The sequence below is a fragment of the Cupriavidus sp. 05L411 genome (assembly GCF_056398045.1).
Genome location: NZ_JBFTOQ010000071.1, coordinates 1 through 23340, shown reverse-complemented (window position 1 = coordinate 23340; position 23340 = coordinate 1). Strand labels below are relative to the sequence as shown.

At 62.8% G+C, this 23340-nt stretch carries 21 protein-coding genes; 13 read left to right on the top strand and 8 right to left on the bottom strand.

Annotation, left to right across the window (positions count from 1 at the left end; translation table 11 throughout):
- The 7 genes from AC1DQR_RS37930 to AC1DQR_RS37900 form a co-directional block, all read left to right on the top strand.
- Positions 1–195, top strand: a 195-nt coding sequence (locus AC1DQR_RS37930) for a hypothetical protein (protein WP_477134920.1), incomplete at its 5' end; no start/stop codon positions are given.
- Between the two features lie 303 nt (positions 196–498).
- The gene (locus AC1DQR_RS37925) at positions 499–1902 is read left to right on the top strand and encodes an efflux transporter outer membrane subunit (protein WP_477134921.1); all 1404 of its coding nucleotides are present in this window, start codon (positions 499–501) and stop codon (positions 1900–1902) included.
- A 216-nt stretch (positions 1903–2118) separates the two neighbouring features.
- The gene (locus AC1DQR_RS37920) at positions 2119–4707 is read left to right on the top strand and encodes an FHA domain-containing protein (protein ID WP_416049021.1); all 2589 of its coding nucleotides are present in this window, start codon (positions 2119–2121) and stop codon (positions 4705–4707) included.
- On the top strand, positions 4676–6058 hold the full coding sequence (locus AC1DQR_RS37915) for a beta-barrel domain-containing protein (protein WP_174428604.1): 1383 nt from the start codon (positions 4676–4678) through the stop codon (positions 6056–6058). Before AC1DQR_RS37920 ends, AC1DQR_RS37915 begins: the two co-directional genes overlap by 32 nt.
- A gap of 109 nt (positions 6059–6167) precedes the next feature.
- A complete protein-coding gene (locus AC1DQR_RS37910; RefSeq protein WP_477134919.1) occupies positions 6168–6920 on the top strand; it encodes a peptidylprolyl isomerase in 753 nt (250 codons plus the stop codon).
- 20 nt (positions 6921–6940) lie between these two features.
- Positions 6941–10000 (top strand): ABC transporter transmembrane domain-containing protein, encoded by a 3060-nt coding sequence (locus AC1DQR_RS37905; protein WP_477134918.1) that lies wholly within the window; start codon positions 6941–6943, stop codon positions 9998–10000.
- Between the two features lie 85 nt (positions 10001–10085).
- A complete protein-coding gene (locus tag AC1DQR_RS37900; protein ID WP_477134917.1) occupies positions 10086–11393 on the top strand; it encodes a sigma-54 interaction domain-containing protein in 1308 nt (435 codons plus the stop codon).
- Between the two features lie 28 nt (positions 11394–11421).
- On the opposite strand, the gene AC1DQR_RS37895 is transcribed toward AC1DQR_RS37900, so the two are convergent.
- Entirely contained in the window at positions 11422–12192 is a 771-nt protein-coding gene (locus AC1DQR_RS37895) for a PP2C family protein-serine/threonine phosphatase (RefSeq protein WP_477134916.1), read from the bottom strand.
- A gap of 115 nt (positions 12193–12307) precedes the next feature.
- Positions 12308–12595 (bottom strand): hypothetical protein, encoded by a 288-nt coding sequence (locus AC1DQR_RS37890; protein WP_416049017.1) that lies wholly within the window; start codon positions 12593–12595, stop codon positions 12308–12310.
- Positions 12596–13141: 546 nt separating this feature from the next.
- Between AC1DQR_RS37890 and AC1DQR_RS37885 the strand changes: the two genes are divergently transcribed.
- The 4 genes from AC1DQR_RS37885 (at position 13142) to AC1DQR_RS37870 (ending at position 15812) form a co-directional block, all read left to right on the top strand.
- Entirely contained in the window at positions 13142–13618 is a 477-nt protein-coding gene (locus tag AC1DQR_RS37885; RefSeq protein ID WP_416049016.1) for a lecithin retinol acyltransferase family protein, read from the top strand.
- Between the two features lie 52 nt (positions 13619–13670).
- Complete coding sequence (locus tag AC1DQR_RS37880; protein ID WP_183036168.1) at positions 13671–13892, top strand: hypothetical protein; 222 nt, start codon at positions 13671–13673, stop codon at positions 13890–13892.
- Positions 13893–13999: 107 nt separating this feature from the next.
- On the top strand, positions 14000–14221 hold the full coding sequence (locus AC1DQR_RS37875) for a hypothetical protein (protein WP_416049015.1): 222 nt from the start codon (positions 14000–14002) through the stop codon (positions 14219–14221).
- 142 nt (positions 14222–14363) lie between these two features.
- Positions 14364–15812 carry a sensor histidine kinase gene (locus AC1DQR_RS37870; protein WP_477134915.1) on the top strand — a complete coding sequence of 483 codons (1449 nt, stop codon included), beginning with the start codon at positions 14364–14366 and terminating at the stop codon, positions 15810–15812.
- Here the strand turns inward: AC1DQR_RS37870 and AC1DQR_RS37865 are convergent.
- The 3 genes from AC1DQR_RS37865 to AC1DQR_RS37855 form a co-directional block, all read right to left on the bottom strand.
- Positions 15809–16306 carry an acyl-CoA thioesterase gene (locus AC1DQR_RS37865; protein WP_477134914.1) on the bottom strand — a complete coding sequence of 166 codons (498 nt, stop codon included), beginning with the start codon at positions 16304–16306 and terminating at the stop codon, positions 15809–15811. The genes AC1DQR_RS37870 and AC1DQR_RS37865 overlap by 4 nt on opposite strands.
- A gap of 304 nt (positions 16307–16610) precedes the next feature.
- Positions 16611–17513, bottom strand: coding sequence for a LysR family transcriptional regulator (locus tag AC1DQR_RS37860; RefSeq protein ID WP_477134913.1), 903 nt, complete (start codon positions 17511–17513; stop codon positions 16611–16613).
- A gap of 493 nt (positions 17514–18006) precedes the next feature.
- Entirely contained in the window at positions 18007–18228 is a 222-nt protein-coding gene (locus AC1DQR_RS37855; protein ID WP_477134912.1) for a pyocin activator PrtN family protein, read from the bottom strand.
- 32 nt (positions 18229–18260) lie between these two features.
- Between AC1DQR_RS37855 and AC1DQR_RS37850 the strand changes: the two genes are divergently transcribed.
- Complete coding sequence (locus AC1DQR_RS37850) at positions 18261–18509, top strand: hypothetical protein (RefSeq protein WP_416049011.1); 249 nt, start codon at positions 18261–18263, stop codon at positions 18507–18509.
- A gap of 849 nt (positions 18510–19358) precedes the next feature.
- Here the strand turns inward: AC1DQR_RS37850 and AC1DQR_RS37845 are convergent.
- A complete protein-coding gene (locus AC1DQR_RS37845; RefSeq protein ID WP_416049010.1) occupies positions 19359–19604 on the bottom strand; it encodes a hypothetical protein in 246 nt (81 codons plus the stop codon).
- A gap of 536 nt (positions 19605–20140) precedes the next feature.
- On the opposite strand from AC1DQR_RS37845, the gene dusA reads away from it, so the two are divergent.
- Positions 20141–21178 (top strand): tRNA dihydrouridine(20/20a) synthase DusA, encoded by a 1038-nt coding sequence (dusA, locus tag AC1DQR_RS37840; protein ID WP_416049009.1) that lies wholly within the window; start codon positions 20141–20143, stop codon positions 21176–21178.
- Between the two features lie 562 nt (positions 21179–21740).
- On the opposite strand, the gene AC1DQR_RS37835 is transcribed toward dusA, so the two are convergent.
- Both AC1DQR_RS37835 and AC1DQR_RS37830 read right to left on the bottom strand, forming a co-directional pair.
- Positions 21741–21890 carry a hypothetical protein gene (locus AC1DQR_RS37835; protein WP_416049008.1) on the bottom strand — a complete coding sequence of 50 codons (150 nt, stop codon included), beginning with the start codon at positions 21888–21890 and terminating at the stop codon, positions 21741–21743.
- Between the two features lie 157 nt (positions 21891–22047).
- Positions 22048–22347, bottom strand: a complete 300-nt coding sequence (locus AC1DQR_RS37830; protein ID WP_477134911.1) for a hypothetical protein — start codon at positions 22345–22347, stop codon at positions 22048–22050.
- Positions 22348–23340: the final 993 nt, after the last annotated feature.

The following is a 23340-nucleotide window of genomic DNA, read 5'->3' as shown; positions in this document are numbered from 1 at the left end:
GCCGTACGCGGCGGCTTTGTGCCCTTCATGCCTGTCTTCAGCCTGACCAAGATCGACTCGAACTTCAATGCTTCGCAGCTGATCGGCCAGACCCAGAACGTTGTGAACATGAACGGCAACAACACGGCCTTTGCCGACGACATCAAGTCTCACGTGAGCTCAACGCAGAACGCAGAGAACAACATCTATCGTTGAAGCCACCGCCGCCCTCCCGGCGTGCCGGGCAGGGCGGCCCTTTTCTTGCCGCAGGGCCTCTATTTACAGGTTGGATCGCGCCGCTAGCGGATACACAATGCATGCATGGCGTGTTGATGGCGCGGCTCCCTTGCATCCGGGCCGTGACTGACCCGGCGCAACTGGCGCTGGCGATGTGGCTGACGGGGGCCGGTGCCCGCCGTGGCCTCCTCACCCCGCCGACGCTCGCAGGAGGCGATCGTGCCAGACCATTCCACCCCGTTCATCGTGCATGGTGCGCGCGCCGCGTTGCGGCGATGCCTGATGGCAGGCGCCTGCCTGCTGGTGCTGGCCGCTTGCGCCGACTTTCGTCCGCCGGTGTACCAGCGGCCCGAAACGCCGGCCAAGCCGGACTGGGCGCGCCAAGGATCGATCACGGTTTCGCCGGCGGAAACGATCGTGCCGAACTGGTGGCAGGCGTTCCGGGATCCGTACCTCGACGGACTGGTCGACAAGGCGATTGCGGGGAACTACGACATCAAGGTGCTGGCCGCACGCATCAAGGTGGCGGGCGCGCAGATTGCCGAGGTCAAGGCTGGCGCGCTGCCGGTCTTTGACGTGGGGGCAGGGGCAAGCTTCGAGAAGAGCACAGGCACGTCGCTCGTCAAGACCTACAACCTCGGCACCCAGGTCAACTGGGACATCGATATCTGGGGCAAGGTGGAGAAGGGGGTGCAGGCCCAGACCGCCGAATTCAACGCAACCGAAGCGGATTGGCGTGCCGGCTACCTCACCCTGGTCTCGGATGTGTCCACCACTTACTTCCAGATACTGCAGTTCGACGAACAGATCGATCAGCAGAGCAAGACGCTAGCGAGGAACAAGCAGATCCTCACCACCTACCAGGCCATGTTCCAGAACGGCCTGATCCCGAAGATCCGCGTGATGCAGCAGCAGGCCGAGATCAACCGGCTCACCAAGGACCTGCTGGAACTGCGCCGCTCGCGCGACATTTCCGAGAACGCGCTGGCCACGCTGGTGGGCGTRCCGGCTGGCGTGTTCAAGGTGCCYGCCGGGCGACTGCAAGAGCGCGTGCAAYTGCCRGYGGTGCCGGCGGGGCTGCCGTCGCAATTGCTCTCGCGGCGCCCTGACATCGTGGCGGCAGAGTATCGCGTGCTCGAGTCCGTCAACCTGGTCGGCCAGGCGCGCCTGGCGCAGTTGCCCAGCGTCAGCCTGACGGGCCGTGGCGGCACGGCGAGTTTCGCGCTGAGCGACCTGCTGAAGTCCTTCACCTTCGGCTTCATGCCGAGCATTAATCTGCCCATGCTGGACCCGGGCGTGCGTGCCCGGGTGAAGACCAGCGAGGCGCAGACCAAGGTCGCCGAGAGCGAATACGGCCGCACCGTGATTACGGCATTCGAGGAAGTGGAGAACGCGCTGGTCAATGTCGACGCGCACAAGAAGCAGCGCGTGGAACTGCAGCAGCAGGTTGCGCAATTGCGCGTGGTGTCGGCGCAGATCGAGGCCCAGTTAAAGGAAGGCGTGGTGTCCCAGCTCGATGTATTCGAGACCGAGCGATCGCTGCTGAGCGCGCAACAGGAATTGTTGGCTAACCACCAACAGATCCTGGCCGACACTGTCACCCTTTACAAGGCACTGGGGGGCGGGTGGCCAAGCACCGAGGTGAGCAACGCGCCGAAAGAGACGTCACAGCAGGTCTCGAAGTAGGGGGCTGCAACCCGTTGCGCGCGAGAAGCCGGGCACGCCCGGCAAGGCGCGAAGTACGCCACCGGCGGACGTTTGACTACGGGCAAGCGTGGCCTACTATGTCCTTAGTCAACACGTTCACGACGCAGCGGGCCGCACCGGCTCGCGCCGTCGCCATGAAACATGGCTTGCCGCTGGCGCACGCGTCGTGGCACGCGCTGTTGGTGGTATCGAAACATGGCTCCAGACGAAGCTCTGATTGTCGAGATGCGGGCAAAGGTGGGGCAGGCGTTCGATATCGTACTCGAGCCCATCTCCAACCCCGAGCTCGGCGAGATCCGCATCGACGAGAGCCTGTTCGCCGTGGGCCGCGCGGAAGCGCCTTTCGCGGCATACCCGCCCGATGTGGCCGCAGTGCTCTCGCGCCGTCATGCGCGCATCTTCTCCGAGCATGGCGCGGCCTATATCGCTGACCTGGGCAGCAAGAACGGCACTACCGTCAATGGCGCGGCCGTGGCGCAGCAGCCGGCCAGGCTGCGCGACGGCGATGAATTGCGCTTCGGCGCTGCGCTGTCCTACCTGGTGCGGCTACGCGCGCGCGCGCCGGTCCAGGCGGCAAGCCGGGCGCCGATGGTGCTGACGCTCGTGCCCGAGCGCGACGATCTTGGGCTGCAGCCGATCGAGGTGGCTGGCTTTCCCTTCCTGATCAGCAAGGCGGATGCGTCTTTCTCCCGTTACAAGGAGAGGTATCCGCACCAGGTCAACTATGTCTCGCGCCGCCATGCGCACATCTTCCTGAAAGGGAACGATCCCTTTGTCGAAGACCTCGGCAGTACCAACGGGACCTTCGTCAACGGCAAGCGGGTAGATGAGCACGCGGTTGCACTGGGCGAGAGAGACCTTCTTGCGTTCGGTGGTAATCATTTTGTCTATCGGGTTGGCATATGTAACGGGGCCGCCGCCGACGCAACCCTCACCAGTGCGATCCTGCCGCCGCCCGATGCCGCCGAAGTGCCTGCCCAGGACCCGGCGGCTCCTGTCTCGGCCCCGTCGGCACTGGCAGCCGCCGCGGTACCAGCACCCGCCACGCCGGCGCATGATCCCGACAAGACCACGTTTGTTGCCGCGGCTGGCTCCTTCCTGGATATTTTCTGCGTCGACTATGCGGCCCAGCAGGAGGATGAGGTCAACCAGGAGGCATTGCCCCAGCCGGAAGGCGATGGCGGCGCGGCGGACACGCCGCGAGCGCAGGGCAAGTTCGCGCTTGTCATGGGCAGGCTAGGCAGCAGCTTTGGCGCTTCGGAGCGCGCTGGCCTGAAGCGCGCGGCGCGCTGGGGCGGTGCCGTCGCCGTGGCGGTCGTCGCGTTGCTGCTCTTCCTGTACTTGCGCGGCGCGCCCGAGCGCGAGATGAGGTCCTTGATGGCCGGCGGCGACTATGCCCGTGCCGCTGCCGTGGCCGACGCGTATCTGGAGCGCCACCCGGATCATGCGCAGTTCCGCGCGATGGGTACCGAGGCGCTGCTGCGCGACCAGGTGCCGGGATGGATCGGCAAGCTGCAGGCGCGCGACTTCAATGGCGCCGAAACGGCGCTGGCGCGTATGAAGACGCTCGGCGCGCACAATGCCGACGCGCGCGGCGTGCTGGACGAACTCGACTGGATCGGCCGGCTGAACCGCTTCGTGGCCGGCCGGGGCGGCGTGGACGCGCCGATCCGCATCTTCACCGATGAAGCCAGCATGCGTGCGCTGCTCAAGCACTGGAATGACGACACGCCCGCGCACCAGCGCGCGCTGGACCGCATCGCCGCCTATGTGCCGCAATTCAGGGAGCCCTATGCCGATGCACTCAGCTATGTGCGCAAGCTGCAGAGCGACGACTCAGTCTATCTGGCCGCCATCGACCGCTTGAATGCGTCGCTGGCCACCGGGTTGGCGAGCGACCATCCTGACGCGCTGCAGGCCGTGCTGGCGGACTACGCGGAGAAGTATCCAAGGCTCGCCGGCATGGATCGCATCAAGGAAGACCTGCGGCAGTACATTGCGCTGGACGGCGCGGCGCGCGCAGCCACGCTTGGCCCGCTGATGGCCCAGATGGCCAAGGCCAGCTTTTCCACGCCGCCCTTCCAGGCGCGCTTTCGCGAACTGGCGGCCAGCCGCCTGCCGGCGCCGGAACTGGTGCGGCAGTACGCCGAGGTGGACAAGGCCTGGCGTGCAGGGGACAGCGCCAAGGCGTTCGCCGGGCTGCAAGCGATAAAGACGGGGCCGTGGGCCGAGGCCGCGGCCAAGGACCTTGCGCGCAAGCAGGCCGTCGCCGCGCAGTTCGTCGCGTTGCAGAAGGCGCGCGGCGGCAAGGACAATGAGGACGCCTTGCTGTCGTTCTACGCCATGCTCGATCCCGCCGAGGATGCCTACTTCCTGAAGGCGGTCGAGCCCGATGTGGCGGCGATACACGATGCGGCGATCCGGCGTGCGCAGGAACTGATGAACGCCGCGCTTGCGTCGTGGCGCCAGTATCGCCGCGATGGCGCCATCGGCGGTGAGCAGCGGCTGGAGTCCGACATCTCCGCCAAGTTCCGCGCGCAGGCACGCCTGCTGTCCAATGCCAGCGCGCAAGCGCGCCAGGGCATGCGCATCTACGCGCAGTTGAAGGTTGGCGATACGGCGCAATGGAGCCAGGTCCGGGAGGATATCGATTCGGAGACGGAGCTGCAGCGGCGTTCCCTGCAGGAATTGCGCATGGTGCTGAGCCCTGCGCTGCTCAAGTCCAAGCTGGCATTGATCGGAGGGGAGGGTGATGAAGGACGACAGCCGAGACAATCGCCTTAAGCCGCTGTCCGAGGCGCTTGAGGACCACAGCGCTGAGGGCATCGCCATTCTCAGCGCGGAGCCCTGGAAGCTGATGCAGATCTCCGTGCTGGTCATGGTGTCGCTGGTCGTCTGCGCGCTGGTCTGGTCGTTCGTGGGCCACGCGGATGTGATCGTGTCCGCGGACGGCACCCTCGCCCCGGAGTCCGAAGTGCGGCGATTCTATGCACCGGTGGACGGGGAGCTGGCGGATCTCTATGTGGCCGAGGGGCAGCCGGTGAACAAGGACGACGTGCTGGCGCGGCTGAATGCGCGTGGCGCGATCGAGGCCGCCACCAACGCGCTGGAAGCGCAGCTCAAGCTGCAGGATTCCGAGCGCGAGTGGAAGCAGTTTCCCGACAAGAAGCTGTTGATGGAGCGCAAGGCGGCAGCGTTGAAGCAGCAGATCGATGTGGCGGAGCGCCTGCACGAGAATCGTACGGCGGAGGGCACGACCCGGCTCGCGGAACAACAGCGGGCACAATTGCAGCAGGCGCGCAGCAACCTGGACAGCGCGCGTCGGACGCGTGAATTCGCGCGCCAGGAGCAGGACCGCTATGCCCGCTTGTTTGCGCTGCCGGGCGGCGGCGGGGTCTCGCAGTCACAGGTGGAGAGCAAGCGGATTGCGGCTGTCGAGGCGGAGAACGCACTGCAGATTGCCCAGTCGCGGCTGGCCGAGCTGGATTCCAAGCTGAGCCAGGAATTCAACCAGGCCACCGTGCAGCTCGAAGGCAGCAGCCAGGAGCTGACCAACCTGCGCATCCAGTACGACGCCGCGCTGCGCGAGATAGCCAATACGGAAGACAAGCTGCGCCTGCAGGTTCAGACCGCGCGGCTGGTTGCCGAGGCTGCGGCACGCATCCGTTTCGAGAATATCGACAAGGACAACTTCCTGCTGATCCTGGCGCCCGTGGCGGGCGTGATCACCGATGTCAGCTCCACGCAGCGCGGTGACAAGGTCCTGGCCAATGCGCCATTGGGCGGCATCGCGCCCAAGAATGCACGCCCCGTGCTCAAGATCGAGATTGCCGAGCGCGATCGTGCCTTCCTGCGCGAGGGCTTGCCCGTCAAGCTGAAATTCAACGCCTTTCCCTACCAGCGCTATGGCTTGATTGCCGGCACGCTCGAGTACATCTCGCCAGCGACCAAGCTGGCGGGGCCGAACAAGCAGCCGGTGTACGAGGGGCGCGTGCGGCTGGCGCAAGACTACTACACGGTGGCGGACAACAAGTACCCGCTGCGCTACGGCATGACCGCCACGGCGGAAATCGTGGTGCGCGAGCGGCGCCTGATCGACCTGGGGCTGGATCCGTTCCGGCAGGTGGCGGGCTGAAGCCAGCGGATAGCGGCAACGCCTGGAAAGTGGTTGGAGACGCATCGGCGGCCCGCACCTGCGTGCGGGCGGATTTCGGCAAATGGGAAACAATCAAGGAGCTGACGAGATGACAGCAATTGTGCGGGTCGACGATGAAGTCATCGGGGTCGAGGAATTCATCCGGGTCTTGAAGCTCACGGGCCAGTTCGAAGGGTTGATCGAGCAGATCGTCAGGGACAAGCTCACGGTGCACGCGGCGAAGAAGCAGGGCATTACCGTGGCGCCGGAGGAAATCCAGGAGCGCGCCGATCAGTTCCGGCGCGTGCAGGGCTTGCACCGCGCGACGGAGATGAACCATTACCTCGATGTACTCGGTGTGAGCCTGGACGAGTTCGAGGCGTTCGTGACCGATAGCCTCTACCAGGAAAAGATGCTTGCCGAGGTGGCCAGCGACAAGGCCGTCGAGGCCTACTTCAAGCTGCACTCACCGAAGTTCGACAGCATCGAGGTAAGCCATATCGTGGTGGACGCCGAGGGCAAGGCAAAGGAGCTGATTTCCTACCTGCGGGACGATCCCGACAGCTTTGCCGAGATGGCGCGCGAGCACTCCATCGCGGACACGAAGGAGCAGGGCGGCGCAATTGGCAAGGTCCTGCGCGGCTCGCTGAAGACGGATATCGAAGCCAAGGTGTTCAACGCCGCCACTGGCGACCTGCTTGGTCCGTTTCCGTCACAGGACCGCTCCTTCTTCGAGATCTTCATGGTGAGCGCCAAGCATCCTGCCATGCTCGATGCCGAGGTGGCGGCGGAGGTGCGCCGGCTCCTGCGTGAAGACTGGCTGATGGCCAGGGCGCAGGAACACGTCATCGAAGCGCGCTAGCCGCTAGCGCCCAGACGCATATGGAAGCCAGCCCCGAACTGCATCCGCTCGCCGACTTCCTGGCTGGCGTGGAAATACTCTCGCCGTTCTCGCGCGAGGAAATGGAGCGGCTGGCGGAGCATGCGCAAGCGCTTTCGTACGGCTTTGGCGAGACCATCTGCAACGCGGGCGAGGCGGCAGAGGGGCTTTTCATCGTCAAGTCGGGGTCTGTGCGCATCTTCAACGAAGACAATGGCAAGGAAGTCAGTCTCGGCGTGCGCAAGGCGCGCGAGGTGTTCGCCGACATTGCCATGCTGCGCGAGTACCGGCATGAATCCTCGGTGCGCTCGTCCGCCAAGACCGAGCTGCTCTTTATTCCGCGCAGCGTGACCGAGCCCATGATTGCGCAAAATCCGGCGGCGATGGCTTTTGTCGCCAGCTATGTGGCGATCAGTTCGGCCGGCGGCTTTGTCGCCCGCTTGTTCGACCTGCGCGGCAAGCTCGACAAGAGTGAGCTGGAGGAGGCCGTGCGCAGCGTGGGGGTGAAGCGCGTGTCCGCCGGCAAGGAAATCTTGAAGCAGGATGCGCGGGAGGATCGCCGCCTGTACGTGGTGCGCCAGGGCGAGGTGCGCATCGTGCGGACCGAGGAGGGTGTCGAGTATCCATTGGCGACCTTGCGCCAGGGCGATATCTTTGGCGAGCGCGCCTGCGTGATGCGACAGGAGCAGATTGCGTCGGCCATCGCCGGCACGGATGCGCGGCTGCTGGTGATTCCGGAAAAGACCGTGCAGTTGATCCTGGAGCGCAATCCCAAGCTGCGCGAGGTGCTGGAAGAGCGCATCCGCTTTATCGACAGGGAACTGCATCGGCAAAAGAGGATGGCCGAGCGGCGCAAGCATCCGGTGATGCTCGACCTGCGCTCGAAGCCGGAGTTCGGCGAACGCGTCATCCGCCGCTTCGCCCTGGTCGAGCAAGCCGAGGAGATGGATTGCGGCGCTGCCTGCCTGGCGATGATCTGCCGCCATCACGGCATCCCCATGACGCTCGGCAAGCTGCGCGAGCTGGCCAACGTGACCACGCAGGGCGCCACGCTGGACAGCCTGGCCCGCGCCGGCGAGTCGCTCGGCTTTACCACGCGCGGCGTGCAGTGCACGCATGATTCCTTGCTGGGTTTCGAGCTGCCGTTCATCGTGCACTGGGAGGGCTACCACTACGTGGTGGTCTATGGCGTATCGAAGCGCTGGGTGTGGGTGGCCGACCCGGCCCTCGGCTTTCGCAAGATGGGCGTGGAGGAGTTCGAGCGCGGGTGGAGCGGCACCTGCCTGCTTTTCACCTCCGGCGAAAGCATGACGCAACTGGCGGTGGCACGCTCGCCCTGGCTGCGCTTCATCGGCTACCTGGCGCCGTACAAACGGATCCTTGCGCACCTGTTCATGGCGACCTTCGTGATCCAGGTGCTGGGCGTGGTGCCGCCCCTGATCATCCAGAACATCCTTGACGGGGTGGTCGTGCACCAGAACATGGGCCTGCTGAACCTGCTGATACTTGGGTTGATCGTTTCCAGCGTGTTTTCGCAACTGATGAGTTCGGTGCGGGCGTATCTCGCCAATTTCATGGTGCGCAATATGGACTTCGCCATGATGTCGCACTTCTTCAAGCACACCTTGTCGCTGCCATTTTCCTTCTTTGCCAAGCGCAAGACGGGCGACATCTTCGCGCGCTTCCAGGAGAACCAGACTATCCGCGCCTTCCTGACCGAGTCCACGGTGACGACGGCGCTCAACCTGCTGATGGTGTTTATCTACTTCACCATCATGTTCCTTTACAACGTCAAGATGACGCTGGTGCTGATCGCCTTCGTGATCCCGATCGCGATCCTGACGATCGTGGCAACGCCAAAGGTCAAGGCTTTCGCGCGCGAGGTGTTCACCACCACGACCGATGCGCGGTCCTACCTGATGGAGGCGCTGGGCGGGGTGGAGACGGTCAAGGGCATGGGAATCGAGCGCCCGGTGCGCCTGAAGTGGGAGAAGAAGTACGCCAAGGCGCTGGAAGTCCAGTACAGGGCGCAGGCGTTCCATATCCTGGTTGGGCTGGCCAGCCAGTTGCTCAATGCCGCGACCACCATCGCGGTGCTATGGGTGGGTGCCAACCTGGTGCTGCAGCGCGAGCTGACCGTTGGCCAGCTCATTGCGTTCAACGCCTTCATGGGCAGCGTGCTGGCGCCTTTGATGGGGCTGGTGGCGTTGTGGGGCCAGCTCAACGATGCCGGCGTGGCGATGGAGCGCCTGGGCGACGTGCTGGACCTCGATCCGGAGCAAAAGCCGCAGGATCTGGCGTCGCGCGTGATGCTGCCGGACCTGCAAGGCGAAATCAACCTGGAAGGCGTCTATTTCCGCTACGGCGGCGCCGAAACGCCCTACGTGCTGGAGAACATCAGCTTCAGCATCAAGCCCGGCGAATTGCTGGCCATCGTGGGGCGCAGCGGATCGGGCAAGACCACGCTGGCCAAGATGCTGGTGGGGTTCTACGTGCCCACGGAAGGCAAGATCACCGTGGACGGCTACGACCTCGGCGTGATCGACAAAGAGTACTACCGCGCGCAGATCGGCTACGTGATGCAGAGCAACCTGCTGTTCTCGGGCACCATCGCCGAGAACATCGCCTGCGGCGACGACAGCCCGGATCGCCGCCATATCGAGGAAGTCGCCAAGATGGCCGATGCCCACGCGTTCATCAGCAAGCTGCCGCTGGGTTACGAGCAGGTGGTGGGCGAGCGCGGCGTGGGTTTGTCCGGCGGTCAGATCCAGCGGCTGTGCATTGCCCGCGCGCTTTATCACGATCCGCGCCTGCTGGTCTTCGATGAGGCAACCTCTGCGCTGGACACGCAATCGGAGAGCAATATCCTTGGCAACATGCAGGAAATCCTGCAGGGCCGCACGGCCGTGATCATCGCGCACCGCCTGAGCACCATCATGCGCGCGGACAAGATCCTGGTGCTGTACGAAGGGGCCATCGTCGAGCAAGGGCGGCATGAGGAGCTGCTGGAGCGCAAGGGCATGTACTACCAGCTGGTGCAGAAGCAGCTGAGCTCGGAGTGAGCGCTTTCGCACAGCCCAGGTGCCGCTGGGCAGCAACGGCGCATCTGGCATATCTGCCGTATCGCGATGCATGGGGGAGCGCGACATGAAGCTGTTCAACCAGGGTGGCTCCGTCGGGTCGGCCATCTCCTATGCCGGGCTGATCGAGAAGATCGAGATCCTGCGCTCCACGTTGCGCTGGGCCTCCAAGCTCGAGCGCACGGAGATCGAGAAGCTGCTCAAGCAGGCCACCACGCTGCGCGACGAGGTGATGCAGCTATCGCATAAGGAGCGCTTCGTGCAGGCGGCCGTGGCGGAGCCGGCGCCGGCCGACCTGGCGCCGCGCGAGCGCCGCCAGGCGTTGCTCGAGCGCAGCTTTATTTTCGAGGGCACGTTCGGCGACAACCCCAAGCTGCTGGAGGCGCTGGAGATTGCCGAGAAGGCAGCGCCCACCGATCTGCCGGTGTTGATCGATGGCGAGAGCGGCACGGGCAAGGAGCTGATGGCCAAGGTGATCCATGCCAACGGTTCCAGGACGGACAAGCCCTATATCTCGGTGAACTGCGGGGCCATCCCTGAGAACCTGCTGGAGTCGGAGTTGTTCGGACACAAGAAGGGCGCCTTCACGGGCGCCGCCAACGATCGCCGCGGCAAGTTCGAGAGCGCGCACACCGGCACCATCTTCCTCGATGAGATTGGCGAATTGCCTCTCACCGGGCAGGTCAAGCTGCTGCGCGTGCTGGAGTCGCACGAGATCCAGCGGGTCGGCTCCGACGAGACGATCTCGGTCGACACGCGCATCGTTGCAGCCACCAACCGGGACTTGCGGCGCCTGAGCGAGGAGGGCAAGTTTCGTGAAGACTTGTTCTACCGCCTCAGTGTGATCCACGTCACCCTGCCGCCGCTGCGCGAGCGGCGCGACGAAATCGCCTTGCTGGTAGCGTATTTCGGCGATGAGGCTGCCGGCGCGCTAAAGCGCCGGCCCATCAAGCTGACCCCGCGCCTGCGCGACTTCCTGATGAATTACGCCTATCCAGGCAATATCCGCGAGTTGCGTAACCTGATGTACCGGACTTCCTGCCTTGCCGGCGACACGGCCGATCTAGAGCATCTTCCGCAGGACCTGCGGCCCAAGCCACCGGCTCCGGCGCTAGTAGCCAGCGGCGCCGTTGCACCGCACGTGGTGGATGCATCCACGGCCACCTCGCTCAGCGAAGCAAAGCGCGCCGCCAGCGATGAAGCCGAACGCGCTTTTCTCGAGCGGGGATTGCAGGAGGTCGGCGGCACGGTGGCGGAGCTGGCCAGGCGCTTCGACATGAATCGCTCGCACCTGCAGATGCTGCTGAAGAAACACGGCATCCATTCCAAGGATTTTCGCAACCAGGGCGCGGCGCAGGGCGGCAAGGCGCGGTAGGAGGGAGGGGGGTGAGCCGCACGCTGGGCTACAGCGCTGGATTCACCATGGTCTTGTCCGACGCGTAGAGATCCTCCGCGCGCGCCACCACCGCCGAGATGTTGTCGTGGCCGCCGCGGCCCAGCGCCGCGGTCACCAGTGCCTGCGCCGCCAGCTCGCAATCGCCGCAGGCCAGCACGCTGGCGATCTCCGGGTCCCGCAGTTCATTGCTCAGACCGTCGCTACAGAGCAGGAACATATCGGCGTCCGCGACCTCCACCCAGGTCTGGTCCAGTTCCAGCGCCGTGTTCGCGCCGACCGCGCGGGTGATGGTGTTGTGCGCTGGGTGATGCACGGCTTCTTCCGCGGTGATCAGGCCGCGCGCCTTGAGTTCTTCCACGCGGCTGTGGTCCCGGGTCAACTGGGTCAGGTGAGCGTCCCGGTACAGGTAGATGCGGCTGTCGCCTGCCCACAGGCAGCCACAGAAGCGTTCGCACGCCATCAGCACCACCACCGTGCTGCCAATGCGCCGGACCTGCCGGCGTGCCGCTTCCTCCAGCAGTTCGCGATTGACTTCCTGCAAGGCGATGCGGGCCCCGTCGAGCAAGCTTTCGAGGCTGTGCGGCAGGGCCAGCCGGGACAGCGTCTCCACGACCAGATTGCTGGCGTAGTCGCCAACCGCGTGGCCGCCCATGCCATCCGCCACCACCCAGAGCCCTCGCTCCGGCTGGGCGAGGCAGGCATCCTCATTGCGCTCCCGTACCAGGCCGACATCGGTGCGAGCGGCTGAGGTCCAGCGGAATTGCGGTGCACAGGTCACGATCATCTCCGGTGTTCGGGCGAGCTAGGACGCCACAACGCCACGCCAGTGCCTGGGCGGCATTGGCGTGGCGGGCGGCGCATGGCCGGACCGTGCGGGCTGTGCGCGGACCGGGTTACATCCGGCCGTCGTTCCTTGCCCCTTGTCCCGCTTGCACATTGATGCTCGCGCCGGGCGCCGTATTGCGAACGTCGATGTTCTGGAACTGGTTAACCATCTGATCAGCATAGAAGCTGTTGTTGATCTCGTAAAAGTTGACGACGGGACCAACGCTTTGCCGGGGCGGGGAATAGGGCTGGATCCAGCCGAATACCCAGGGCGCGCCGCCGCCCCGGATGGCCGCCATGGCCTGGCCGTCCAGTGTGCGGTTGGTGTAGAGGTCTTTGATGGTGAGCGCCGCCATGATGGTCTCCGGTGCGTGGGATGGATAGGGGCTGTGTTGCGGTCCGTGGCTACTTGCCATGCTTCTACAGAGCAAAGCGCATGCCAGTGATGTGGCTGGCCCGATGCAGCGCCGTAACTGCTTGAATTTCCTGTGTTTCCCCTCTTCTTGGCGACGCCAGGCTGATCTCTGACTTCGCGGCGGGGCCCTATGCGTTGGCGCAACGCCAACATCCTCCACCGGTATGGTGGGGGAAACCCACCGATTTGACTCGGGCGCGCCGCCCGGCAGCCGTCTTGCGCGAGGTCGCGCCGTAGTGCGCTGCCGCGGCCATCGCATCCACTTCGTCATGGCTTCCACGGCATCGGGGGGCTCTCTGATGGCATGCCGCCAACACTATTGGCATCAGGCTGTTGGCTGGCCGCAGACGCTTATCCCCCGCCTGTTCGGTTGAAAACCCCGCAATCCCTTGATCTGCCTGGGACGGCGGCGGGTGGCACGGTTGATGCGGATGGTATGGCAACCAGCAGGCAATGCCTGCGGCAAGCAAACAGATCAGAGGCAGCCATGAACCACCAACACCAACAACGAGACAAGGCCATCGATGCCGGCCTTCCCTTGGGCGCGCACCTGGTCACGGAACGCCGCGGCTATGTTCATCACGGCATTTATATCGGCGAAGGCAAGGTGGTCCACTACGCCGGTTTTGCCGGCTCGCTCCATCGCGCCCCGGTGGAGGAAACCACGGTGGGCGCATTCGCGGCGGGCCACACGGTCACCGTGAAGGCCAATCCTTGCGCCAGGTATGTCGGCCTGGAAGCCGTGGCGCGCGCCCGCTCCCGCCTCGGCGAAGACAACTACCGGCTCCTGACCAACAATTGCGAGCATTTCTGCACCTGGTGCCTGTTTGGCGAAGGCCGCAGTGAGCAAGTGGAAGCCTGCCTGTACCACCCCTCCATGGCCGTGCAGGCCGTCGCCAACCTGCTCAGGGCGTTTCTCGAAACCGAGTTCAAGGGCGCGCACTCCGGCGCCCGTGCCGCCTAGCGCCTGGCGCGTGACGTGGGTCGCTTCAACAAGGCAAGTCAAGGAGACTGACATGCAAACCGCCAAGATATCCCTGCGTGGGCTGATCGACAAATGGCTCGGCTCCAACCTGGCGGCACCTGCGCGGATCACCCGCGTGCGCAGTTCGCGGGCTTGCCGCAGCGGCTGTATCCGAGTGGATGTGGCCCGCCCGTCGGGGCAGTTGTCGATGTTCTTCTTCCGCCATGCCGACGGGTGCTGGTGCGTATTTCCGCCAGCGCTCAGGGTGGGCTGAGCTGCTTGACCTGCGCCACGCCGCATGCGGGCTCAATGCCTTCTCCTGGCCACGCAGCGACGTGTCCATCTATCATGGCTTCATCCCCAGCGACGAGGAGCCGCACGATGGAACGACGATTCGAGTACGGCGGTTATGCCGTGGTGGCACGCGCGGCTGCGCTGGCTGGTGGCGGCTATGCGGCGACGGTTATCATTTCCGATGCCTTCGGCGATGCGCCGCAGCCTTCATTCGAGGAAGAGGCTGGTGTGGCTGGCACGGCGGAAGCTGCGATTGCCCTGGCGGAAGCCTCTGCCATGCGGACCATCGACGCCGGGCAGGTGAACTAGCCGGGCAGGCCCCGGCCTTCAATATCGTGCAGGGCAGTCATTAGCCGGACTTTGCACAGGTGCGCTTGCCGCGACTTAAAATGGCGGCTGCCGGTCAGCCTGACGCCCGTCCGGGCGCGCCGACCGGCCCCTCCGGAACCCCATGTACGCCATCCTGCCAGCCTTCGTGTCCGCCATTTTTCTGGGATTCGGCTTGTACGTGCTGGTCACCAAGGGCGTCACGCGCATTTCCACGTCCTTCTTTCTGATGTGCGTGACCACCTTTGCCTGGCAGGGAACCTGGGCTTTCCTGTTCCAGGCTGAGCAGCCGGATGTGGCGCTGCTGCTCGCCAAGGTGGGCTATCTGTTCATCATCTTCCTGCCAACCTGTTTCTATCACTTCGTGACCGAGGTCACCGAGTGCCGCACGGAGCGGCCGCTGCTGCTGGTTTCCTACGGACTGTCCCTGGTGCTGGCGGTAATGGTGCTGACCGGCGGTGAGGTAGTGTCCGGCTTCTATACCTATTTCTTCGGTGAGTACCCCAAGGCTGGGCGGTTGCATCCGCTGCATGTGGCGCAGACGGTGCTGCTGGCCTGCCGCAGCGGCTGGCTGCTGCTGGGCGCGCGCCGCAACGCCACGGGCGAGAAGCGCAAGCGTCTGGATCTGTGCCTGGTGAGCCTATGCCTTTACTCGCTGGCAGCGGTCGACTACGCGGCCAACTACGGTTATGCCTTTTATCCGCCAGGCGTAATCTTTATCGGCGTCAGCCTGGGCATTCTCGCGGTGACCATTGTGCGCTACGACTTGATGCACCCCTTCTCGCTGGCGGCTACCGTGGCGCACGAGGTGCGCACTCCCTTGACCACGATCCGCCTGCAGGCCGACGAAATCGGCCGAGCCTGGCCGGATCTGCTGGCCGGCTATCAACTGGCGGTGGCGCACGGCTTGTGCAAGGACCGCATGCGGCCCGGGCAACTGGACCGGGCCGCCGGCTTGGTCGCCTCCATTCAACGGGAGATTGACGGCACCCACACCGTGATCGACATGGCGCTTGCCTCCGTCACGCTGGAACGGCTGGACCGCCATAGCTTCTCCGCGCAATCCCTGCAGCATTGCGTTGTGTCCGCTCTCGAGCGCTATCCGTTCCTGGCGGGGGAGCGGGAACGTGTGGCGGTAGGCCCGATTGACCCGGCCTGGTGCTTCCGGGGCTCCGATACGCTGCTGGTCTACGTGCTGTTCAACCTGCTCAAGAACGCACTGCAGGCCATGCGCGCGAGCGGCGACGGCCGCATCGAGATCGGTGTGGTGCAAGAACGCGGCTGCTGGCTGCTTCGCTTCAGCGATACCGGCCCCGGCATCGCGCCGGAAGTCCTCCCACGGATCTTCGATCCCTTCTTCTCCACCAAGGCCCACGGCAGCGGCGCCGGCATGGGGCTGGCCTTCTGCCGCCGCGTGGTCGAGGCTTTCGATGGCCGGATCCAATGCGAATCCGTGCGCGGCGTCCACACCACCTTCACACTGCGCCTGCCGGACGCGCACACAGGCAAAGGCCGTGCCCTGCGTGCCCGCCCCGCCAGCCAGGTGCCGGCCAGCGGGGCGGGGCCCGTTTAGCTAGCCAAGGTAGGCAACTTCAACTCATACTCCTTGACGCGCTCCACGATCTCCTTCGGGAAGCGCATGATGCGCTTGTCCTTGCCGGCGAACACGATTTGCTGGTAGCCGAGCGACACCGGGCGCCCCCCGACACAAAAGCGGAATAGCAGGTAAGCCGAGCACTGCTTCACCTGGAAGGTATTCAGGTAGCAGTCCACTTTCTGGAACGGGAAGGTCTCTTCCACGTACTCCTGATGCGCGCGCTTGGTTACGAACACGCCTCCGGTAGCCAGCAGGTTGTCGTGAATGCACTCGTGGAACCAGCGTTCCCGGCAAACGCCCTGCCACTCGAAGTAGCGCGCAAAGTAAGTATTCATGAAGGCGTTGGAATCCTTGAGATAGATATCGATTGCATGATGGAACGTCTTTTGCGGGGGCGTCTCCTGTATGTCTCGCGTGAACATGTCGCTACCGCGGCTCAGCACATGGGGGATTGCGTCTCGCATCAACATTGAAAGCTCCTGGCTAGGAATGGCTGCTGGCGGCAGCCACGCACGCCCCCCCGAAAGGGCGGGGCACACCGCATTCTGTCTGCTTTGCCACGCCGGGTGACGTGAACGAGGGGTGTTGTTGCGCGGACGGGTGGGCGTGCGTCGGGGGAATGCACTGGCATGGGCGTAATGGCAAGGATCGAGACTGCCCGCCGGACGCCCGAGAAACCTAGCTTTGAAGCTGTAAGACCATGAATTCCAAGCGCCTGCTCATCGCCATTGCGTGATTGCGTCTCGCTGGTTCTTTGAAACGGCGTAGTCCCTTTTATCGAAGGGGCGAAGCCCCCGCATAGGAACTCGGTATCGAGTCCAACCGACAAATGGAGGGCGCAGTGAGTAGATCCATCAACGCTCGTTTCTCCGGTCCATTCTGTGTCCTGCCGTTGGCTATGGTGATTTCCAGTGGCGCAAGGTCTGGCAGTCCCTCCTGAAGCCCAATGATCCGGAGTTTTCCGCCCACTGATTGCTTGGGTACTGCGGCGATGGCGTTGCCAGCCTGCACGCAGGCGAGGATTCCCATCGTATCCGGACTGGAGTACACGCAACGATAGGGGATCGATGCCGCCTCCAACGCGTGCACAACATGCGCCCGAGGGGCCGAGGCCACTTCGAACATCGCTAATGGGAGGGGCCGCTGGGCGGCCAGGTTAGTTGCCGACAAAGCCACAACCCAGACAAGTTCCTCGGAATAAATAGGCGGCCCTGGAAATTGAGGGCAACACGTGCCTACCGCGAGGTCCAGCGAGCCGCTCTCCAACCTGCGCCCAAGCTCGAGTGTTGACAAGCAGACTACCTCCACCCGGACAGTCGGGAACTGGAACGTGAAGGCGCGCAGTGCCGCAGGCAGTACCAGGCTGGCATAGGCGTCTGGCGTACCAATGCGCAGCGATCGTTCGTAGGTCACGCACGACAATGCCTGCCACGCTTGCTCGTGAAGCTCCTGGATTCGCTCCGCATAGACTTGCAGCGTTTCCCCTGCTGGCGTCAAGGTAAGCAGGCGTGGACTGCGCACGAATAGCGGCGCTTCGATATCCAACTCCAATTGCCGGATCTGCATGCTGACGGCGGCCTGCGTCAAATGCAGCATGTGTGCGGCTCGTGTGAAATTGCGTTGCTGTGCGACAGCAAGGAAGGTTCGAAGCTGGTCCGACTTGAGTTGCTTTTTCATTCGCCGCCTGTTCATTGTCCGCAGTACCACGGGTGTCATACGGCGCCGAATTTCACCACACTTCACGTGCGCGCGTCATGTACCAACACACACCATTAGAAACGTTTGTGAAGCCATCAATTTATGTTGCTTTATTCTCTGAATCTGTCGGGCAATACTTCCAGCCGCACTGAGGCCAGAGGCAAGGGTCTGAGCGTCTGGCGGTGCAGTATCCCGACCCGCTAGACACAGTCGCAAACGCGTTGCATCCATAAGCAGCGCTTGCGCAGATAAACGCATTGCCATAAGCGGGGTCAATGTGGTTCGTTTGTCACTTTCAGTTATCCGGTCTCAGTGCTCCTTCCATGTACGCAAGCTCCGCGTGCAGAGGCTTCTCGCGTATGGCCCCCTTGTTCTCTTGAATCGTAGGCCTTTCTACTCGCATGCCATTGCGCTAAATCATGTCTTCATTCCGGCTGCAGTTGGCGGAATTCCGGGCCTCGATAGGCTGCGCTCAGTCTCTAGGGCGGAAGTCGGTCGCATTCGTTAGAGCGCCAGGCTTCCATTTACACATCGGCGTGCATTCTTTCTGAGTTGCGGCCCGCCGTTCGTCGATGTATTTTGCCAAGTCGCCTACGTGGATCCCCTTGGCGCTCTTGTTTGAACCTTCGATGCGGATCCTGCCCTGGGGCAAGGTAATGCCCGAAATGAAGCCGATCGCGGGTCCTTGGGCCATGCTACGATCCTATTGAACAACTGGAGAAAGCTATGGATCTCCAAGGCTTCACGTACTACAAAGATCACTGGTATGAGGCTTCCGCAGCATCCCCAACTGGTGGGCCCTGGCATGGCGAGGTGACGATCTGTGCAAAGGCGGCGGACGGCAGCTCGATCAAGATCTTCGAGCACGAACCCGTGCCTGGGCAGTACTTTTCCGAAGGCGAGGCGTGGCGGCATGCGCGCGACTATGCCGAGAAGCTCATAGACGAAGGCCGGGCGAACCCGGGCGCTCACTGATTCGCGCACCGTATCACCATCCGGCTCAACCACACTGCGTGCTACGGTCTTCCGAGATCCGGGGAGGCACATATGGACTTCAAGTACAGAGGTCGGGATATCGCCATCCAGGCGAGAGAGGTCGCGAGCAATCGGTGGGACTGGTCGTATGTCATCCGTGGGCACGGACACAGGCAAAACACTCGGGAGCCCGCGGCCTCGGAAGAGATCGCGATCGATGATGCATATCGAGTTGCGAAACGCGAGATTGATCAGATCAGCGTTGACTGCGACGACTAGCATATTGCGGTTCGGGCGCTCGAGCAGACAAACGGTGCCGATGCCAATCTGGAATCCGACAGCGGGCATCAAGCCAGGAAACGTGAGCAGGAATTGAGGGAAGTCCTCGGCAAAGCAGTCGAGTACTTCGTGGATTGAGGACGGCGTAGCTCTTGCTTCATGCAGCCTCTCGAATCGCATTGGTGACGTCGCGCACCAGCGGCGGGCACACGGCATTCTTTTTCATGCGGAGTGCCTCCCACTCCCATGTAGTTCGTCCGGCGTGTCGACCTGGTCGCCGGTGAGTTTTGTCACCTCGCCGGACTGCGCGATCACGGACAACTCACGTACGAATTCTTGTTCCCCTACGGTTAGGCCTCCTGTATCCAGAAGTCCGAGAGTGAACCTCCGCCGGCAATTGCCATTTGTCCGTCCTGCCTGCATGGGCCGCTATTCGGCGGCCTTCACCCGCGGCGTACATCAGTTTTGACGGCGGGACTGCATGAAGCTGCGCGCTCAGGATCTCGGTCGGCAGTCTGCTGCCGGCCCGCTGTATGCGAGACAGCAAGCATCTGGACGGCTCCCTTTTCGTCACTCGCCGAGAGCGGGGACGCTCCCTTCTTGCACCAGGATTCGGGGCGAGTTCATCTCGCCGGTTTCCTCGTCCACGAGTACCTCATAGGCCGCGACGCCGACGAAGCTCGATGCCATGGCGCTGGCGATGCGGATGGCGCTGACTTCGCTGGATGCTTGGCGGATCTCGCCGGGCTGGAGCGCGTCGCTCTTGCCTTTGCGGTAGGGCACGATGATGTACTTGATGGCGCGAGTATCAGGCATGGCGGCAACTCCGGGCGTTGGTGGGTGCTGCGGAATGAAATACGTGAACTGTATGGATATACAGTGTACCTCTGCCTTGCCGTGTTTTACCAGAGCCTACTTGTCGGATTTTTTCGGGCCTCGCTTTGCCTCATCCCACCTCGCAAGCGAGGTTTCCCCAAGGTGACGCTTCGGCATGTCGAGGGCACCGGCTTTACTGCGACCGATCGGGCGCAGCTTTCCAACCTCTTCCTCGCACTTCGTGATTAATGCCTCGATGGTAAACTCGGTCAATCTCCGATCGTCGGCGAACCCTCCGTTCCGCACGTCGATTTCTACCTGCTGAGCCCAGCGTTCTTCCAGCGCCTTTTTGTTGAAGGTGCGTGTGATTGTGGGGTGGCCCTAGTGTCTTATCTGAGCGCGCCACTTGTCCCATACTTGATGATGGAAGCCACTTTCCGTCCTGTGCTTGTGGCAATTTCGTAGCAATCGAAGCAGAAATGACGGTAAATGTGATGTGTTATTGGTAAGGATCGGTCCAGCCGATTCGACAAGAAATGACTGATTTAAAAGGAAAAATGGCTGCTACGGGAGCTCGTAGGGTATCGGTTGCACCGATGATGGATTGGACTGATCGTTATTGCCGCATGTTTCACCGGCAACTGAGCCGCCATACCTGGCTGTACACGGAGATGGTGACCACTGGCGCGCTGCTCCATGGCGATGTGGCTCGTCATCTCGACTTCGACGCCGCTGAACAACCCGTGGCCCTGCAACTCGGCGGCAGCGAGCCCGCTGACCTGGCCGCCGCGGCGAAACTGGGCGAGCAATGGGGCTACGTGGAGGTGAATCTGAACTGCGGCTGCCCTTCCGAGCGGGTGCAACGCGGCGCATTCGGCGCTTGCCTGATGGCGGAGCCGGAACTGGTGGCGGATTGCGTGAAGGCGATGCGCGACGCGGTGTCGATTCCCGTGACCGTCAAGCATCGCATCGGCATTGACACGATCGAGCATTACGGCTTTGTTCGCGACTTCGTCGGCACCGTGGCCGATGCGGGGTGCGAGACCTTTATCGTGCATGCGCGCAATGCGATCCTGAAGGGCTTGAGCCCAAAGGAAAATCGCGAGATCCCGCCGCTGCGTTACGAAGTGGCTTACCAACTCAAGCAGGAATTCCCGCATCTTGAGATCCTGATCAATGGCGGCATCGTCACGCACGACGAGATGGATGCGCACCTGGCACATGTGGATGGCGTCATGATTGGACGCGAGGCCTATCATCAGCCTTACGTGCTGGCGGAAATGGATGGGCGTTTCTACGCCGCGCAGACCCCGGTGCCATCACGGATGGACGTTGAACTGGCGATGCAGCGTTATATTGGGGATGTCGTCGAGAAGGGTGGCTATATGGGCGCGGTGACACGCCATATGCTGGGCCTGCATCGTGGTATTCATGGTGGCCGCGGCTGGCGGCGGATTTTGTCGGATGCGCGCCGCATGCACGCGGTGCGCACACGCGCAGCCGTCGACGCCATGTTTGAAGAGGCACGGGCGCATCTGCTGCAGGGAGGCGCGCCATCCCTCGAGGCGGCTTGAACAAGATCCGCTAGAGTTGGCGGGTGGAGTCCGGATTATCTGGAAGTACGCGCGCGCGGCCAGCAAGCAGGTCTTGAGTGCGAATGGATCGCATTTGCGTACTCTGGGTACAGTGGGCACAGAACACCTGCTTTGGCGTCAGCTGGAATATTTCCTCTAACTTCGAATATTCTTTTTATGCTCGGGAGCCGCGAGGGGCTGTGATGTGCACTTGATCGTCGCGGCGGGCCGCTTTCCCGCCATGGTAAAGGGATTCCCCTAATTAGTCGGGGAGCCGCAAGTTCTTACACTGTGCTTGCCCTCGAATACAGGGCTTTCTTCAACTGATTGTTCAGCCCGCCTAGTGCGGGCTTTTTTTATCGTGTAGTGGCTGCGATTGCTTGGTTGATTTCGGTTTACCCGGATAGTACGAACGGAAAATGACAGTTAAATTACCAACGCCTTCAGGGCAATTGAGATCGCTAATTTAAGAACCCGCGCTGCGGGTTCTTTTTTTGCCTGTTTTTGCCTGTTGCCGTTTGCTATCGAGTGGTCGCCTTGGCAGGCACTGCGCACTACCGCACTACTTGTCGCTGGTGCGCGAAACGCCGACATCAACGGTGCCGTATGCGGTGATGCTTGACTCCCGGCCATCGGCGCCTTGGCTGGCGCATCCAACAAGAACCACCAACAGCGCGCATCCCGCCAGCAGTCCCCACAACGTTTGCTTCATTGTCCTTTCCCGGTGTTGCCGCGGAAACGGCATTCCTCATTGGGTATCCGGCACCGGGTTTAGTTCCTGTGCGGAGGAGACCGATGCAAGCCAGCGGCGGCGGGTTCCTGCGGACAAACCAGGCGGAAACAGGCGTGGGGAGGATCGAGCGTCTGGCTTATCCGATGACAAATCGGTGCAGCAGCAACGTCGCAATGGCCGGGCAGGCGAGGACCAGTCCGCCCAGTGCGGGGAATCGCTGCGACCACATACCAATCAGTGCGGGGATGGCGGCAACCGGACCAAGGACATGCATCAGCAAGGAAAGCAGGGTATTGGCGTGGCCGGCGTTCGCAGCCTGCGCCACTTCGCTTCCGCCATGCGGGCCAAAGAGCCCGTACGCGCTCCCGAACAGGAGGACGACCAGGCAGAGCGTGGCGGCTAGCTTGAGGGTGAGTTTGGTGCTGAAGGACTGCATCGTTGTTCTATCCACTTGGATTGTGAGCCACACGGTGTGCCGGGTAGGGCGCTCGGCGCATGCCGGGAATGTTTGTGAAAATAGCGCAAACTGCACCCAAACCAGCTGAGACTTTTCTAAGTCAGAATTAAGTCGAGTCGAGGCGGCTGACAGCGCACTTCGCGGCGTATGCAATTGTTTGCGGTTTTGCGGGGCCAGGTCGATACAAGCTTGTTGTCACCCTCTACAGTTTCTTGGCTCGGATTCAACGCTAGGGCACATCAGCGGCGGGGCGGTGCATTTGGGTCCCGTTTGTGGCGAGGGCGTCATTTGCGGAAGACGTCCTGCGTTGGATGCTGGAGGGGGGGCAGCCGCAAGCCGGCTGTCGTCAAGAAGGCGGCGGACGCCATCAAGACTCCATGTGCTGGCAAGTTACACGGCGCGGCAGGTGGCCGGTGGTGTGCGCTTTGATCTCCCTTCTCCGTGATCTAGCATGGAACAGTCAGATTTTCCTGGCACGGGTTTGAGGAGATGGCTATGGGAAAGTGTGATCTGGATGGGGGGCGTTCCGCAGGGGGGGGTGCCGCCAAGGGCTTAGCCATTGGCGTGCTTGTGCTGGGTGCCCTGCTGGCGTTCGGGTGCCTCTGCTGCGAGCGGCACAAGGCCCGCCGCAACCGTGAATAGACGACTTGCGCGAACTCATGTGGGTCCCGCGACGGGGCTGCGTTATTTCGTTTCGCCTATCTCATTGTTTGTGGGTCGCAAGTCGCAATCGGTGAATTGATCTTAAATGTCGCCTATGATCAACTTTTTCCTCCCGAAAAATTCGCTCAAGAAAACGCTTGCCAAGGCCGAGGGGGTCCCCTATGATTCGCCCCCTCGCAACACGAAACGCCGCTGCAAAGCAGACGGGACAAGGGTTGCGGGGTTGGCAGGGGTGGTTGGCGGCGCGCACGGCGCAGCGAGCTGAAGGAAAAAACCTGTTGACGAAACGATGATCACGCTTCATAATCT